The organism is Xanthomonas sontii (assembly GCF_040529055.1).
In the GTDB taxonomy this organism is placed as follows: Bacteria; Pseudomonadota; Gammaproteobacteria; order Xanthomonadales; family Xanthomonadaceae; genus Xanthomonas_A; species Xanthomonas_A sontii.
Genome location: NZ_CP132342.1, coordinates 2,671,013 through 2,685,645, shown reverse-complemented (window position 1 = coordinate 2,685,645; position 14,633 = coordinate 2,671,013). Strand labels below are relative to the sequence as shown.

Below are 14,633 nucleotides of genomic sequence, written 5' to 3'. Positions count from 1 at the left end.
TGGCGATGGTGATCGCCGCCAAGGCACGTCATAACCGATCCCGGAAAAGACGAACGCCGTTGCCACGGATGCATCGCCGGCCGCACGCGTGCGATTTTTTCGCCAGCACAGGGCGGCGCCTTGCGTGGCAAGGCGTTCGCGCGGTTGTCCACAGGCTTTTGGACAATCGATCCACACGCATTGTGGACAACGTTGCCATTGCCGCGGCGCGCAGGTCCGGGCGATGGCGGGGCACGTGCGCCTGCAGATCCGCAAGGCGTACCTCGACCGCACCGGCGGGCCGACGCCGACGTCGCCGCCGCGCGCCCTTCACTGGCCCGGCTACGCGCCGCGCGCTACCCTTTGCGCCCCTCTTTTTTCGACGTCGCCGCCGGCGGCGCGCGCCCGCCATGACCACCCCCGCGCAACGCGACTTCACCCTGGATCCCGCCGACACCGAGCGCCTGGCCAACCTGGCCGGCCCGTTCGATGCGCACCTGCGGCAGATCGAACTGCGCCTGGGCGTGGAGATCTCCAACCGCGGCAACGTGTACCGGGTGACCGGGCCGGAGCCGGCGGTGGCGGCGGCCGAGCGGCTGCTGCAGGCGCTGTACGCCGAGGCCGACCACGTCGCCTTCGACGACCAGGAAATCCACCTGCGGCTCAACCAGTCCAACGTCGACCAGGTGACGCAGCGCGCGTACCAGCCGCAGGACGTGGCGATCAAGGTCAGGCGCGGCACGGTGCGCGGCCGCGGCGCCAACCAGGCCAAGTACCTGCACCAGATCGCCACCCACGACATCAACTTCGGCATCGGCCCGGCCGGCACCGGCAAGACCTTCCTGGCCGTGGCCAGCGCGGTGGAGGCGCTGAACGAATCGCGGGTGCAGCGGCTGATCCTGGTGCGCCCGGCGGTGGAGGCCGGCGAGAAGCTGGGCTTTCTGCCGGGCGACCTCACCCAGAAGGTCGACCCCTACCTGCGCCCGCTGTACGACGCGCTGTACGAGATGCTGGGCGTGGAGAAGGTGGTCAAGCTGCTGGAGAAGAACGTCATCGAGATCGCGCCGCTGGCGTACATGCGCGGGCGCACCCTCAACGACGCCTACGTGATCCTGGACGAGGCGCAGAACACCACCATCGAGCAGATGAAGATGTTCCTGACCCGCCTCGGCTTCGGCAGCACCGCGGTGGTCACCGGCGACCTGACCCAGATCGACCTGCCCAAGCACGTCAAGTCCGGCCTGCGCGATGCCGTCGAGGTGCTGCACGAGGTGGACGGAGTCAGCTTCACCTTCTTCGAGGCGCGCGACGTGGTCCGGCATCCGCTGGTGGCGCGCATCGTCAACGCCTACGAGAAGCGCGACGTGGTCGACCGCGCCAGCGGCCCTTCCGCATGATCCGGCCCTGGCCCGGCCTGCTGGCAGCGCTGCTTTGCGCGGCCGGCGGCGCCAGCGGCCAGCCGCAGGATCCGCCGCCAGCGCAGGACCCGGCACCGCAGCGCATCGCCCTGGCGCAATCGCTGACCCCGCCGTGCCTGTCGATCGTGCAGGACACCGCCAGCATCGGCCTGCAGCGCGATGTGCTCGAGCGCGCCGCGGCGATCGCCCGTACTTTGCCGACTGCGCCGCACGGCAACGAAGCGCAACGCCTGGCCTGGATCGCCGGCACCCGCGCGCAAGCGCTGCTCGATGCGGCCGAAGGCGCCGGCGTGACGCGCGACCGCTTCGGCTGCAATGCGCTGGCCTACGCAAAGGTGCCAGCGGACAGTTTCTACCTCGTCGGCCAACTGCTCGAACACGGCCAGGCCGCGGTGTGGCTGCCCGCGTCGGGGCGCTTCGCCGCCACGGTGGACATCCGGCGCGACAATCCGCAATGCCAGCGAGGCCCGATGGGCAGCCTGGCCTACCGCATCGACGACGAAAAGACCCCGCTGCTGTTCCTGGTCGCATGCGTGACGTGAACCTGCTGCTGCGCGCCTGTCGCGGCACTCCGTAGCGACCGCACGCACCACCCGGCAGTGACCGACGTACACTGCGATGCTGCTGCCGTGCACGGGGAGGTGCCATGTTCCAGCGATCGTCGTCGTTCGCCTGTCTGCTCTGGCCGATCCTGGCCACTTGCGCCGCGCCAGCGGCTGCCGCCACGGCTGCGCCGCCCGCAGCAACGCCGGCGCGCCCCTTCGTCGAAACCAGCTACGTGGTCGCTCCCGGCACCGTGGGCGACTTCAGCCTGCGCAGCAGCAAGTACGACCCGGCCGCCAAGGCCGCCGGCGCCGGCTTCCTCTACGTGCTGAACGGTCATCCGGAACTGACCATCAACGTGTTCGTCTATCCCGCCGGACAAAAGGAATCGGCGCGGGCCATCGCCGACGGCATGGCGGGCTTCCGTGCCGATCTGGGCGCAGCGGTCTCCGGCGGCACCTACGCGGAACTGCACGAACTGGGCGCGCAACGATTCGAGCTGGGCATCGTCGTCGAACCGGCGCCGAAGGCCGCCAGCGCCCTGGACAAGGCGCTGGTCGCGGCGATCGCCGAGGCCCAACGTGTGCCCGGAGAAAAGCTGCGGATGGAACTGCGCCTCGACCCGGAGGATGCACCGGCCCGCTCCAACGGCTATCTGTTCTACAAACAGCTCTACTACTTCAAGGTGCGCGTGTCGGCCGCCGCGCAGGACATCGGACCGGATGCCTTCGACACCCTCGCCGACCAGGCGGCGCGCACGCTCGTGCCCGCCATCCAGGTGAACAATGTCGGCGGCTGCGCGACACCGACCATCCAGATCGACCCGAACGGCAAGCCGGAACAGGCGGCACTGCAGCTCGTCCGCCAGAGCACCCTCTACCAGGGCTTCAACTGCAGCAAATCCGCCGCAGACGCTGGCATCGACCGCGCGGCAGGCAATGCCGCTGTGATCGAGATCGCCTACGACGCCGGCGACTGGGCGTCGCCCTGAGCGCGCGTTAGCGCGATACTGTGGCCCCCACCGCAGCACCCGGCCGTTCCGCCATGACCAAAGGTCCCGTCCGCCTCGATGTCGGCGTCAGCTACGCCCTGCCCCGCGCCGGGCTGCCGGCGGCGCCGAGCTTCCGCAAGTGGGTCGCTGCGGCACTGAAGGGCCGCATCCGCGAGGCCGACCTGGCGATCCGCCTGGTCGACGACCGCGAAGGCCGCGCCCTCAACCAGCACTACCGCGGCAAGGACTACGCCACCAACGTGCTCAGCTTCCCGGCCGAACTGCCCGAGGGGCTGCCGAAGGGCGTCAAGCTGCCGCTGCTCGGCGATCTGGTGATCTGCGCACCGGTGGTGGCACGCGAGGCCGCCGAACAGGACAAGCCGCTCAACGCGCACTACGCGCACCTGACCGTGCACGGCGTGCTGCACCTGCTCGGCTGGGACCACGAGGACGACAAGGAAGCCGAAGCGATGGAGCAGTTGGAGCGCGAGATACTGGCCGACCTCGGCGTCTCCGACCCCTACGCTGGCGAGCGTTGATCCAGCGACGCCGACACGGCACTCTTCTGGTCTTCCGCAGGAGATCGCCACGCATGGATGCACCCACCGCCCCGCAATCCCGACAGGCAAGCGCGTCGCAGCGCCGTCACGGCATCGCCGCCTTGGTCTGGACGATCGCCCTGTGCTGCCACGTCTACCTCGGCCTGATCCGGCCGGCGCCCACGTTCGGCGGCAGCGGCGTCCTTTCCGCGCCCAATCAGGCAGCATTGGGCCTGTTGACCCTGCTGGTGCTCGCGACCACCCCGAGCGCCTGGCGCTGGCTGTACCAGCGCCGGCACCGCACAGGCGCCGAACCAGTCCGCATCCCGGTGCGCGCCGGACGCGTGGCCCTGTTGTGCCCGCTGGCGTTCGCGGCGTGGCAGTGCCTGTCCAGCCTGCGCCGGCATGTCGATGCCAACAACACGCTGCTGGCGTTGTCGCTGCTGTTCCTCGCCGCCGGATTGCTGACCCTGCCTAACGCATGGCAATGGCTGCGGCAGGCGCGGCGCTCGACCAACGTATCCGAACCGAATTCCTCGGCTAGGTAATCGGGCTCGTCCGTCCTGCCTTGCCAATACCAGCCGCACGCTGTCCATCTGGAATGGACGAAAGCGTCATTGCGACACTGCGGCAACACCCTCGCACAGACCGCGTCCCGACCCCGGTGTCGTCCCGCGCTGGTCAAGCGCGGGCGCCGGCGGTAACGTGGCCGCGCGGCGATCGCCGCAGCCCCGCTTTTCTTCGAGGTTCCGTGCGTTGATCCGTCCCTCGCTCGTCCTGCTCGCGCTCGGCTGTGTCGCTCCGGCGGCGGCGACCGCCACGCCACCCGCTGCCGCGCCTGCTGCCAGCACGGCCGCCGATCCCGCCATCGACCTGCCGGGACTGCTGGAATGCCGCAAGCACGAGGCCGACTTCGCCGCGCTGGCGCCGCTGCTGGCCGATCCGCTGAAGGCGGTCGCGCACGGCTGGCGGCCGCTGCCGCAGTCCAACCTGTTCATGACCGAGTACGCGCTGACCCGGCCGATCCAGGTATTCGGCTACAGCAGCGAGCGCATCGCCTTCTCCGGCGCCAGCGTAATGGCGATCCTGGACCTGCCCGACCCGCGGCCGCTGGCCAAGCGGCTGAATCTGGAAGCGGCGGTGGACACCCCGAAGAAGGCCATGTTCGGCCGCGAAGTGCTCAGCCGCGACGTCCACGATCCCAAGACCGGCGAGCCGATGATCGAGTCGATCATCCTCAGCGTGTCCACTGTGAAATCGCATCCCGGCAAGACCCTGGCCGGCTGCAGCTACAGCCTGGACCTGCCCGAGGAGCCGGGCGCGGCACCGGCACTGGACGCGCTGCACACGCCGGCCAAGGGCGGCTGAACCCGCGCCGGCGGGCCGACCGGTGCGGGCCGCCGACGTCGCGATGCTGTCGCGAGCGCCCTGCTAGACTTGCGGCTACCGCCCGTTCGACCGGGCGCCTACCCACAGAACATGTCAGAAGACGGACCGAGTAGTACCTCCCCGGAATCCCACGAAAAACGTCGCGGCTGGCTGGAACGCCTGACCTCGGTGTTCTCCGGCGACCCGCACACCCGCGACGATCTGGTCGAGGTGCTGCGCGACGCGCAGCACGATGGCCTGATCGCCGCCGACACGCTGCGCATGATGGAGGGCGCGCTGTCGGTCTCCGAACTCACCGTCGGCGACGTGATGGTCTCGCGCGCGCAGATGGTGTCGCTGCCGGTGGAGTCGCGCTTCCTCGACCTGATGAAGCAGGTGGTCGAATCCGGCCACTCGCGCTTCCCGGTGCATGGCGAGAACAAGGACGACATCCTCGGCATCCTGCTGGCCAAGGACCTGCTGCGCGGCGTGGTCGCCGACCACGGTCCCGGCACGGTGCGCGAACTGCTGCGCCCGGCGGTGCTGATTCCCGAGTCGAAGAAGCTCAACGTGCTGCTCAAGGAGTTCCGGCTCTCGCGCAACCACATGGCGATCGTGGTCGACGAGTACGGCGGCGTGGCCGGGCTGGTGACCATCGAGGACGTGCTGGAGCAGATCGTCGGCGACATCGACGACGAGCACGACGACGCCGAGGACGAGGCCTCGCTGATCGCCGCACAGGCCGACGGCCAGTACGTGGTGGATGCGCTGACCCCGATCGAGGATTTCAACGAGCGCTTCGGCGCCGACTTCCCCGACGACGACTACGACACCGTCGGTGGATTGGTCACCGAGGCGATCGGGCACCTGCCCGAGACCGGCGAGGAACTGACCCTGGGCCGATTCGCGTTCCGTGTGGCGAAGGCCGACGCGCGCCGGGTGCAGGCGTTCCACGTCACCATCCTGCCGCCTCCCGCGCAGGACGGCGCTTGAGCACGCACCGCGTGCCGCGCATGCGCGCGGCCTGCTGGCTGGGAATGCTGCTGGCCCTGTGGACCGGGCTGGCCTTCGCGCAGACCGCGCCTGCGGATCCGGCGGCACCGCCGCCGCTGGCCGCAGCGGCGCCCGCAGCGCCCGACGCGGCTGCGACCGCCGACGCCAGCGACCCGGCGCCGCGCATCGGCGTGGCCACGATGCAGCCCGGCGAAGTGTTCTTCGAGCGCTTCGGCCACGACGCCATCGTGGTGCTCGACCCGCGCACGGGCCAGGCCACCTCGTACAACTTCGGTTTCTTCGACCCCAGCGAACCGGGCTTCGTCGGCCGCTTCGCCGCCGGCGACATGCGCTACTACCTGGTCGCGCTGCCGCTGCAGGAGGATCTGGAGCAATACCGCGAAGCCGGCCGCGGCGTCGACATCCAGTGGCTGGACCTTGCCCCGGCGCAGGCACGCGCGCTGCAGCAGGCGCTGGCCTGGCGCGCGCGCCCGGAGAACGCGCGCTACCGCTACGACTACTACACCGCCAACTGCGCCACGATGGTCCGCGACGCGCTGGACCGGGCCATGGGCGGCGCGCTGCACGCGCAACTGTCGGGCCGCTCGCGCGGCAATACCTACCGCAGCGAATCGGTGCGCCTGGCCTCGCCGGCACCGTGGATGTGGCTGGGCTTCGACCTGGGCCTGGGCCCGTACGCCGACAAACCGCTGTCGCGCTGGGAAGAGGCGTTCGTGCCGATGCGCCTGGCCGAGAGCCTGAGCGAGGTGCGCAACAGCGAAGGCCGCCCGCTGGTGCAGACGCGCCAGCAGTTGCTGCCGCAGCGGCTGCCGCCGGAGCCGCCGGAACAGCTGCGGCACTGGTGGCCGTGGCTGCTGGTCGGGCTGGTCGCGGCGGCGGGGGTGCTGGCGCTGGGCCGCCGCCCGCGCTGGCTGGCCGCGCTGGCGCTGCCGTTCTGGCTGCTGTGCGCGCTCGGCGGCGCGGTCCTGCTGTACCTGTGGGGCTTCAGCGAGCATCGTGCCGCCTGGGGCAACCGCAACCTGCTGCTGCTGGATCCGCTGTGCCTGCCGCTGCTGGTCGGCGGCATTGCCGTGCTGCGCGGGCGCCGCCCCGGACGCTGGTTCGACGTGCTGCTGTGGCTGGTGGTGGCGCTGGCCGGCGCCGCGCTGCTGATCCATTGGCTGTCGATGCTGCAGCCGCAATTCAACCTGCAATGGATCGCATTGCTGCTGCCGGTGCACGCGGCGCTGGCCTGGGCGCTCACCCGCCCTCGCCCGCAGCCCTGATACCGTCGCGCCACTCGCCACGCGCGCCTCCGCCGAACCCACTCCCGCCATGGCCTCCGCGACCGCCAATCCCGCCTGCGTCATCAACTGCGTGCACTACGACGGCCACGGCCGCCGCCACGACATCGCCCTGGAGCAGATCAGCGACGTGCTGGCCGGCCACGACGACGGCTTCGTCTGGGTCGGCATGTACGAACCCGGCGACGCGGTGCTGCAGCAGCTCAAGGAGGAGTTCCAGCTGCACGAACTGGCGATCGAGGACACCCGCAAGGCGCACCAGCGGCCGAAGGTCGAGGCCTTCGGCAACTCGCTGTTCCTGGCGGTGCACACCGCGCAGGTGATCGACGAACGCATCGTCTACGGCGAAACCCACGCCTTCCTCGGCGCGCGCTTCCTGCTGACCGTGCGCCACGGCGCCTCGCTGCCCTACGCGCCGGTGCGCGAGCGGCTGGAACGCGAGGCCTCGCTGATGAAACTGGGCCCGTCCTACGCGCTGTACGCGGTGCTGGACTATGTGGTGGACAACTACCAGCCGATCCTCGACGCCTTCCGGCAGAGCCTGGAACGGCTGGAGGCCGACATCTTCGCCGAGTCGTATCGGCGCGACACCGCGATCCGTCTGTACGAACTCAAGCGCGAACTCAACCAGATGCGTCTGGCGGTGGCGCCGCTGCAGGACGTGCTGGCGCACCTCAAGCGCCACCCCGGCCCGCTGATCGCCGAGGAAGTGCGGCTGTACGTGCGTGACGTGCTCGACCATGCGGTGCGCACCAACGACGCCATCGACACCCTGCGCGAAATGCTCGGCACCGCGCTGAGCGTGAACCTGTCGCTGGTCACCCTGGCCCAGGGCGAGACGGTCAAGCGCCTCGGCGCCTGGGCCGCCCTGCTCGCCGCTCCGACCCTGATCACCAGCTGGTACGGCATGAACTTCAAACAGATGCCGGAACTGGAATGGCCCTGGGCCTACCCACTGATGGTCGGCGGCGTCGCCGCGGTGTGCGTGGCGCTGTATGTGGCGTTCAAGCGGGCGAGGTGGTTGTGAGCCGCCGCGTCGCGGCGGCGGGAATGGGGAAACGGGAATCGGGAATAGACAGCGCGCCGCTCACGTGAGGCAGTGCTGTAACCATCGGCGTGCAGCAATCATCCGTGACAGACGGCGCCCATCGGGCGCCGCCGCTTTTCCCATTCCCCATTCCCTACTCCCAATTCCCTGCCTTACGCCACATACACCGACTTGATGTTCATGAACTCATGGATGCCATGCTCGGCCAGTTCGCGGCCGAAGCCGGAGCGCTTGATGCCGCCGAACGGCAGGCGCACGTCGCTCTTGACGATGGCGTTGACGAAGGCGGCGCCGCACTGCAGCTGGCAGGCCACGCGCTCGCCGCGGGCGCGATCACGGGTCCAGACGCTGCCGCCGAGGCCGAAGGTGGTGTCGTTGGCCACGCGCACCGCCTCGGCTTCGTCGGCCACGCGCAGGATCGCCGCGACCGGGCCGAACAGTTCCTCGTCGTAGGCCGGCATGCCCGGCGCCACATTGTCGAGGATCGACGCCGGATAGCCGGCGTGGCTGTCGCGCTTGGGTTCGCACCCGAGCAGCGGCTTCGCGCCCTTGGCGATGCTGGCCTGCACCTGCTTGTGCAGTTCGTCGCGCAGGTCCTGGCGCGCCATCGGCGCCAGCGTGGTCGCCTCGTCCTGCGGGTCGCCGAGGCGACGCTCGGCGGCGGCGGCCACGAAGCGGCGCACGAATTCGTCGGCGATCGCCTCCACCACCACGAAACGCTTGGCCGCGATGCAGGTCTGCCCGGCGTTGTCGAAGCGGGACTTCACCGCCGCGGCCACGGTGGCGTCGAGGTCGGCGTCGTCCAGCACCACGAAGGCGTCGCTGCCGCCCAGCTCCATCACGCACTTCTTCAGCTGCCCACCGGCATTGGCGGCGATGGAGCGGCCGGCGCGCTCGCTGCCGGTGAGCGTGACTGCAGCCACGCGTGCATCGCGCAACACCTCGGCGGCCTGGTCGTTGTCGATGTGCAGCACGTCGAACACCCCGTCCGGCACGCCGGCGTCGGCCAGCACCTTGCGGATCGCGTCGGCGCAGCGCGGCACGTTGCTGGCGTGCTTGAGCAGGGCGACGTTGCCGGCCATCAGCGCCGGCGCCAGGAAGCGGAACACCTGCCAGATCGGGAAGTTCCACGGCATCACCGCCAGCACGCAGCCCAGCGGTTCGTAGCGCACGTAGCTGCGCTGCGCATCGGTGGCCACCGCCTGCTCGCGCAGGTAGTCGGCCGCATGCTCGGCGTAGTAGTCGCAGGCGGCGGCGCACTTGTCGAGTTCGGCCAGCGCCTCCTTGCGCAGCTTGCCCATTTCCGCGGTCATCACCCGCTGGATCGCGTCGCGCTGTTCGCGCAGTTGCGCACCGACCTTGCGCAGCAGCGCGCCGCGCTGCTCCAGCGGCGTCGCCGCCCAGCCCGGGAACGCCTGCGCCGCAGCGGCCAGGCGCTGTTCGACGGCGGCGGCATCCATCAGCTCGAGACTGTATTCGACCTGGCCGTTGGCCGGATTGACGGTGTCGTAAGGCATCGCGCGGACTCCTGGAAAAGTGTCCGGCCAGCCTAGCGCCGTGGACGTTGCGGCGACGTGGCGATGCCAGAGAGCGCGATGGCTCACAGTGTTCCGCGTGGCCTGTGTGAGTCGACTGTCATGCAGCAGCCAGGAGCGACGCGCCGTGCTTTCCGATGGCGCAATGCGTCGGGACTGGAGTCCCTCCCACAGTGCACCAGGCAAGCTCGGCGCAAGATCCTGCGGGAGCGGCTTAAGCCGCGACAGGGCTTACCGGCAATGCGTTTCGCGGCTGACGCCGCTCCACGGAAAAGCAGCGCACATCATCCCCCCTGCTGTTGCGCCAACTGCATGTCGCGCTGGCGGCGCTTCTCGCTGCGCGCCATCAGCCACCAGCCGACGACGGCGGCGATCGACACCGCCAGCACCATCAGCGTGGCCAGCGCGTTGATCTTGGGCTTCAGGCCCATGCGCACCGAGGAGAACACGGTCATCGGCAGCGTGGTCGAATCCGGGCCGGCGACGAAGTTGGCGATCACCACGTCGTCCAGCGACAGGGTGAACGCCAGCAGCCAGCCCGACACCAGCGCCGGGGCGATGATCGGCACGGTGATCAGGAAGAACACCTTGAGCCGGTTGGCGCCCAGGTCCATCGCCGCCTCTTCCAGCGAGCGATCCAGCTCCTGCAGGCGCGAGGACACCACCACGGTGACGAAGGACAGGGTGAAGGTGACATGCGCGGCCCAGATCGCCATCACGCCCTTGGGCGGGATGCCGAGCACGCCGCCCATCGATACCAGCATCATCATGATCGACAGGCCGATGATCACCTCCGGCATCACCAGCGGCGCGGTCACCAGCGCGCCGAACAGGCTCTTGCTGGGGAAGCGGCGGAAGCGGGTCATCGCCATCGCCGCCAGCGTGCCGAGCACCATCGACGCGGTAGCGGTCCAGAACGCCACCTTCAGGCTGATCCACGCCGCCTGCAGGATCTGCCGGTCGCGCAGCAGTTCGCCGTACCACTTGGTGGAGAAGCCGGCCCACACCGTCGCCAGCTTGGAGGCGTTGAACGAATACACCATCAACAGCAGGATCGGCAGGTACAGGAAGGCGAAGCCGGCGCCCAGCACCGTCCAGCGCAATACCCTGCCCATGCCGCCGCGCGCGCCGCTCATGCCTGCCCGCCTTCGAGCTGGCGCTGCTGGTAGCGGTTGAAGATCAGGATCGGCACCATCAGCAACGCCAGCATCGCGATCGCCACCGCCGAGGCGGTCGGCCAGTCGCGGTTGTTGAAGAACTCGCCCCACAGCACCCGGCCGATCATCAGCGTGTCCGGGCCGCCGAGCATCTCCGGGATCACGAACTCGCCCACCGCCGGGATCATCACCAGCATGCAGCCGGCGACGATGCCCGGCCGCGACAGCGGCAGGGTCACGGTCAGGAACGCCTTCCACGGCGGCGCACCGAGATCGTAGGCGGCCTCGAGCAGGCGCTGGTCGAGCTTGACCAGGGTCGCGTACAGCGGCAGCACCATGAACGGCAGGTAGCAGTAGACGATGCCGATGTAGGCGGCGACCGGGGTGTAGAGGATGTGCAGCGGCGCATCGATCAGGCCCAGCGCCAGCAGCGCCCGGTTGAGCACGCCGTTGCTGTCGAGGATGCCGATCCAGGCGTAGACGCGGATCAGGAACGAGGTCCACGACGGCAGCACCACCAGCATCATCGCGATGTTGCGCGCCGACGGCGACAGCCGCGCGATCGCGTAGGCCATCGGGTAACCGATCAGCAGGGTCAGCGCGGTGGAGATGCCGGCGATCTTGATCGAGCCCCAGTAGGCCTCGATGTACTGGTGGTCGCGCAGCAGCGCCAGGTAGTTCTGCAGGGTCAGCTTCAGCGTCAGCACGCCATCGCGGACTTCGAGCAGTTCGCTGTACGGCGGGCTGCGGATGGCCTGCTCGGCGAAGGAGATGCGCAGCACGATCAGGAACGGGATCGCGAAGAACAGCAGCAGCCACAGGTACGGCGCGGCGATCACCAGCCAGCGCAGCGCCGGCAGCGAGCCCAGGCGCAGGCGCTGCTGCAGGCGCAGCCGTGGCGTCGGTTGCGGCACCGGGACCACGGGCGCGCTCATGCGGTCAGCACCACGCCGTCGTTGTCGTCCCACGACACCCACACCGTGTCGCCCCAGGTCATGCCTTCGCTGTCCCAGCGCTTCTGGTTGGCGAAGTTGGATTGCACGCGGATGCCGCTGGGCAGACGCACGTGGAAGATCGAGTGGCTGCCGAAATAGGCGATGTCCTCGATGGTGCCGCGCGCCTTGTTGTAGGTCTGCTCGGGTTCGCCCTTGGTGATCCAGACCTTTTCCGGGCGCACCGCGAACGCCACCTCCTGCCCTTCCACGCCGGTGATGCCGTGGCTGATGTAGATCGGCACCGGGAACTGCGGGCAGAGCACGGTCACGTGGTCGGGATGGTCCTCGCCGATGCGGCCCTCGAACATGTTCACCGAGCCGATGAACTCGGCGACGAAACGGCTGTTCGGCGACTCGTAGATGTCGCCCGGCGTGCCGACCTGGCGGATGCGGCCCTGCTCCATCAGCGCGATGCGCGTGGCCATGGTCATCGCCTCCTCCTGGTCGTGGGTGACCATCACGCAGGTCACCCCCGAGGTCTCGATGATCGAGACCAGTTCCAGCTGCATCTGCGAGCGCAGCTTCTTGTCCAGCGCGCCCATCGGCTCGTCCAGCAGCAGCAGTTTCGGCCGCTTGGCCAGCGAGCGCGCCAGCGCCACGCGCTGCTGCTGGCCGCCGGAGAGCTGGTGCGGCTTGCGCTTGCCGAGCGTGCCCAGCCGCACCAGCTCCAGCATCTCGCCGACACGGCTGGCGATGGCGCTGCGCGACAGGCCGTCCTGCTTCAGCCCGAAGGCGATGTTCTGCTCCACGCTCATGTGCGGGAACAGCGCATAGGACTGGAACATCATGTTGAGCGGGCGCTGGTACGGCGGCAGCCCATCCAGCGGCTGGCCGTCGAGCACGATGCGGCCGCGGCTGGGCTGCTCGAATCCACCCAGGCAGCGCAGCAGCGTCGACTTGCCGCTGCCGGAACCGCCCAGCAGCGCGAAGATCTCGCCCTGGCCGATATCCAGGTCGATGTCGTCCAGCGCGACGAAGCCGTCGAATTCCTTACGCAGACCGGCGATGGACACATAGCCGGCACCCTTGGCCGGCGGCGGTGCCGGCAGATGGTCGGTTCTCGCTTCGCTCAACGCCATCGGTGATTCCCCGTGAAGCACGCCGTCGTGCGGAGCGCCGCTGCGACGGCGACCGCGGCGCGGTGAGCCTCAGTGTAGCCGTGGGCGCCGCGTCGGCGATACCGCGGCGGCCACGCCGCGCGGCGGCGCGGGATTCGGGAGTCGGGATTGGGGATTCGTCAAAGCAGCACGCGCTTACTGCGCCGTGGCTGGCGCTGGCGCGGACGCCGGTGCCTGCGGCGCCGCCCAGCCCAGGCCCAGGCTCTTCTGCAAGGCCACGTAGCGCAGCAGCACCTGGGTATGCGCCTGCAGCGCACTGTCCTGGGCGGAGGCCTGCTGGCGCTGCACGTCCAGCGCATCGATCAGCGACGAGGCGCCGGCGGCATAGCGCTGTTGCAGCAACGCCGCGGAACGATCGGCCGAGGCGGCGGCCTTGTCCGCGGCCAGCGCCTGCTGGCGCGCGGCGCCGAACCGCGCCAGGGCGCCGTTGGCGTCCTGCAGCGCGGCCAGCACCGTACCTTCGTAGGCGGCCAGCCGCGCGGCGTTGCCGGCGCGGGCCTGCTCGACCTTGGCACGGGTGCCGCCGAAATCGAAGATCGACCAGCGCAGGAACGGCGCCACCACGCTGTTGACGGCGTCGCGGCCGAGATCGCCCGGCGAGGTCGCGGCCATGCCGATATTTCCCAGCAGCGTGACCTGCGGGAAATACGCGGTCAGCGCTTCGCCGATCTTTGCCGACGAGGCGGCCAGCTGGCGCTCGGCGCGGCGCACGTCCGGGCGCCGCCGGATCAGCGCGCCGGCATCGTCCACCGGCACCGTCGCCGGCAGCGTCGGCAACGGCCGGTCGGCGGCCAGTTCGGCATCGAGCGCGCCGGGCTCGCGGCCGATCAGCAGCGCCAACTGGTCCAGCGCCACCTGCGCCTGCGCCTGCAGGTCCGGGAGTACCGCTTCCTGTTGCTGCAGTTGCGCCTGCGCGCGTTCCACCTGCAGGTCGGCGTCGGCGCCGCGCTCGCGGCGCTGCCGGGTCAGCTGCAGGGTCTGCCGGGCAGCCTCCAGGTTGCGCTGGGCCACGGCCATGCGCGCACGCGTGCTGCGGTAGCCCAGGTAGGCCTGCCCCACTTCGGCGGCAATCTGCACCTGGGTGTCGGCCAGGTCGGCCTCGTCGGCCTGGGCATCGGCCAGTGCGCCCTCGCTGGCGCGGCGGCGGCGGCCGAAGAAATCCAGTTCCCAGCTGGCATCGATGCCGACGCTGTAGAGCTGCGCGCGCGGATCGATCTCCACCGGCTGGCCGGTGCCGGCGGCGATGCTGCCCAGGCGGTCGGTCAGCGCATCCGGCGCGCGCGCGTTGAGATAGGCGGCCGTCGCTCCGACGCTGGGCAACTGCTCGGCGTGGCGCTGGTCGACCAGCGCGCGCGAGGCGCGCAGGCGCGCCTGCGCCACCCGCAGGTTGGGACTGTGCTGCAGGGCCTGCTCGACCAGCATGGTCAACTGCGGATCCTGCAGGGTGTCCCACCAGCGCTGCGGCGGCGGTGCCGGCACCACGCCGGCGGCCGCGGCCGTGGCATCGGCGCGGTGCAGCCGCGGCTGCGCCAGCGCCGCCTCGGCCACCGGCGGCGGCTTCACGTAGTCCGGGCCGAGCATGCAGGCCGACAGCAGCGAGGGCAGCGCGGCGGCGACGAGAACGCGGGAGAAACGCAGGGCCATG

General features: G+C 69.9%; 14 protein-coding genes. 9 read left to right on the top strand and 5 right to left on the bottom strand.

Going from position 1 to position 14,633, the window contains the following annotated elements; translation table 11 throughout:
- The first annotated feature begins 389 nt into the window (after positions 1-389).
- The 9 genes from RAB70_RS11270 (at position 390) to RAB70_RS11230 (ending at position 8,162) form a co-directional block, all read left to right on the top strand.
- Positions 390-1,376 (top strand): PhoH family protein, encoded by a 987-nt coding sequence (locus tag RAB70_RS11270; RefSeq protein ID WP_148828102.1) that lies wholly within the window; start codon positions 390-392, stop codon positions 1,374-1,376.
- Entirely contained in the window at positions 1,373-1,939 is a 567-nt protein-coding gene (locus RAB70_RS11265) for a hypothetical protein (RefSeq protein WP_148828101.1), read from the top strand. Before RAB70_RS11270 ends, RAB70_RS11265 begins: the two co-directional genes overlap by 4 nt.
- Before the next feature lie 104 nt (positions 1,940-2,043).
- Complete coding sequence (locus RAB70_RS11260; RefSeq protein ID WP_225851565.1) at positions 2,044-2,931, top strand: hypothetical protein; 888 nt, start codon at positions 2,044-2,046, stop codon at positions 2,929-2,931.
- Between the two features lie 53 nt (positions 2,932-2,984).
- Positions 2,985-3,470 (top strand): rRNA maturation RNase YbeY, encoded by a 486-nt coding sequence (gene ybeY / locus RAB70_RS11255; RefSeq protein ID WP_017908182.1) that lies wholly within the window; start codon positions 2,985-2,987, stop codon positions 3,468-3,470.
- 53 nt (positions 3,471-3,523) lie between these two features.
- Positions 3,524-4,018, top strand: coding sequence for a hypothetical protein (locus RAB70_RS11250; RefSeq protein WP_148828100.1), 495 nt, complete (start codon positions 3,524-3,526; stop codon positions 4,016-4,018).
- Positions 4,019-4,226: 208 nt separating this feature from the next.
- Positions 4,227-4,838 carry a hypothetical protein gene (locus tag RAB70_RS11245; protein ID WP_148828099.1) on the top strand — a complete coding sequence of 204 codons (612 nt, stop codon included), beginning with the start codon at positions 4,227-4,229 and terminating at the stop codon, positions 4,836-4,838.
- 111 nt (positions 4,839-4,949) lie between these two features.
- Positions 4,950-5,831, top strand: coding sequence for an HlyC/CorC family transporter (locus RAB70_RS11240; protein ID WP_026144230.1), 882 nt, complete (start codon positions 4,950-4,952; stop codon positions 5,829-5,831).
- Positions 5,832-5,851: 20 nt separating this feature from the next.
- Complete coding sequence (locus tag RAB70_RS11235; RefSeq protein WP_408068875.1) at positions 5,852-7,117, top strand: DUF4105 domain-containing protein; 1,266 nt, start codon at positions 5,852-5,854, stop codon at positions 7,115-7,117.
- A gap of 49 nt (positions 7,118-7,166) precedes the next feature.
- Entirely contained in the window at positions 7,167-8,162 is a 996-nt protein-coding gene (locus RAB70_RS11230; RefSeq protein ID WP_017908178.1) for a magnesium and cobalt transport protein CorA, read from the top strand.
- Positions 8,163-8,335: 173 nt separating this feature from the next.
- Here RAB70_RS11230 and RAB70_RS11225 read toward each other — a convergent pair whose 3' ends face one another.
- The 5 genes from RAB70_RS11225 to RAB70_RS11205 form a co-directional block, all read right to left on the bottom strand.
- Positions 8,336-9,700 (bottom strand): NAD-dependent succinate-semialdehyde dehydrogenase, encoded by a 1,365-nt coding sequence (locus RAB70_RS11225; RefSeq protein ID WP_148828098.1) that lies wholly within the window; start codon positions 9,698-9,700, stop codon positions 8,336-8,338.
- 302 nt (positions 9,701-10,002) lie between these two features.
- Entirely contained in the window at positions 10,003-10,854 is an 852-nt protein-coding gene (locus RAB70_RS11220) for an ABC transporter permease subunit (RefSeq protein WP_017908176.1), read from the bottom strand.
- Positions 10,851-11,810, bottom strand: coding sequence for an ABC transporter permease subunit (locus RAB70_RS11215; RefSeq protein ID WP_148828097.1), 960 nt, complete (start codon positions 11,808-11,810; stop codon positions 10,851-10,853). Before RAB70_RS11215 ends, RAB70_RS11220 begins: the two co-directional genes overlap by 4 nt.
- Positions 11,807-12,949, bottom strand: coding sequence for an ABC transporter ATP-binding protein (locus RAB70_RS11210; protein WP_017912269.1), 1,143 nt, complete (start codon positions 12,947-12,949; stop codon positions 11,807-11,809). Before RAB70_RS11210 ends, RAB70_RS11215 begins: the two co-directional genes overlap by 4 nt.
- Positions 12,950-13,123: 174 nt before the next feature.
- Positions 13,124-14,626, bottom strand: a complete 1,503-nt coding sequence (locus RAB70_RS11205) for an efflux transporter outer membrane subunit (protein WP_192578915.1) — start codon at positions 14,624-14,626, stop codon at positions 13,124-13,126.
- Between the last annotated feature and the right edge of the window lie 7 nt (positions 14,627-14,633).

Coding starts and splice junctions, on each gene's coding strand:
- ybeY (WP_017908182.1), top strand. CDS start 2,985: ATGACCAAAGGTCCCGTCCGCCTCGATGTCGGCGTCAGCTACGCCCTG.
- RAB70_RS11230 (WP_017908178.1), top strand. CDS start 7,167: ATGGCCTCCGCGACCGCCAATCCCGCCTGCGTCATCAACTGCGTGCAC.
- RAB70_RS11250 (WP_148828100.1), top strand. CDS start 3,524: ATGGATGCACCCACCGCCCCGCAATCCCGACAGGCAAGCGCGTCGCAG.
- RAB70_RS11265 (WP_148828101.1), top strand. CDS start 1,373: ATGATCCGGCCCTGGCCCGGCCTGCTGGCAGCGCTGCTTTGCGCGGCC.
- RAB70_RS11260 (WP_225851565.1), top strand. CDS start 2,044: ATGTTCCAGCGATCGTCGTCGTTCGCCTGTCTGCTCTGGCCGATCCTG.
- RAB70_RS11210 (WP_017912269.1), bottom strand. CDS start 12,949: ATGGCGTTGAGCGAAGCGAGAACCGACCATCTGCCGGCACCGCCGCCG.
- RAB70_RS11240 (WP_026144230.1), top strand. CDS start 4,950: ATGTCAGAAGACGGACCGAGTAGTACCTCCCCGGAATCCCACGAAAAA.
- RAB70_RS11270 (WP_148828102.1), top strand. CDS start 390: ATGACCACCCCCGCGCAACGCGACTTCACCCTGGATCCCGCCGACACC.
- RAB70_RS11235 (WP_408068875.1), top strand. CDS start 5,852: ATGCGCGCGGCCTGCTGGCTGGGAATGCTGCTGGCCCTGTGGACCGGG.
- RAB70_RS11220 (WP_017908176.1), bottom strand. CDS start 10,854: ATGAGCGGCGCGCGCGGCGGCATGGGCAGGGTATTGCGCTGGACGGTG.
- RAB70_RS11215 (WP_148828097.1), bottom strand. CDS start 11,810: ATGAGCGCGCCCGTGGTCCCGGTGCCGCAACCGACGCCACGGCTGCGC.
- RAB70_RS11225 (WP_148828098.1), bottom strand. CDS start 9,700: ATGCCTTACGACACCGTCAATCCGGCCAACGGCCAGGTCGAATACAGT.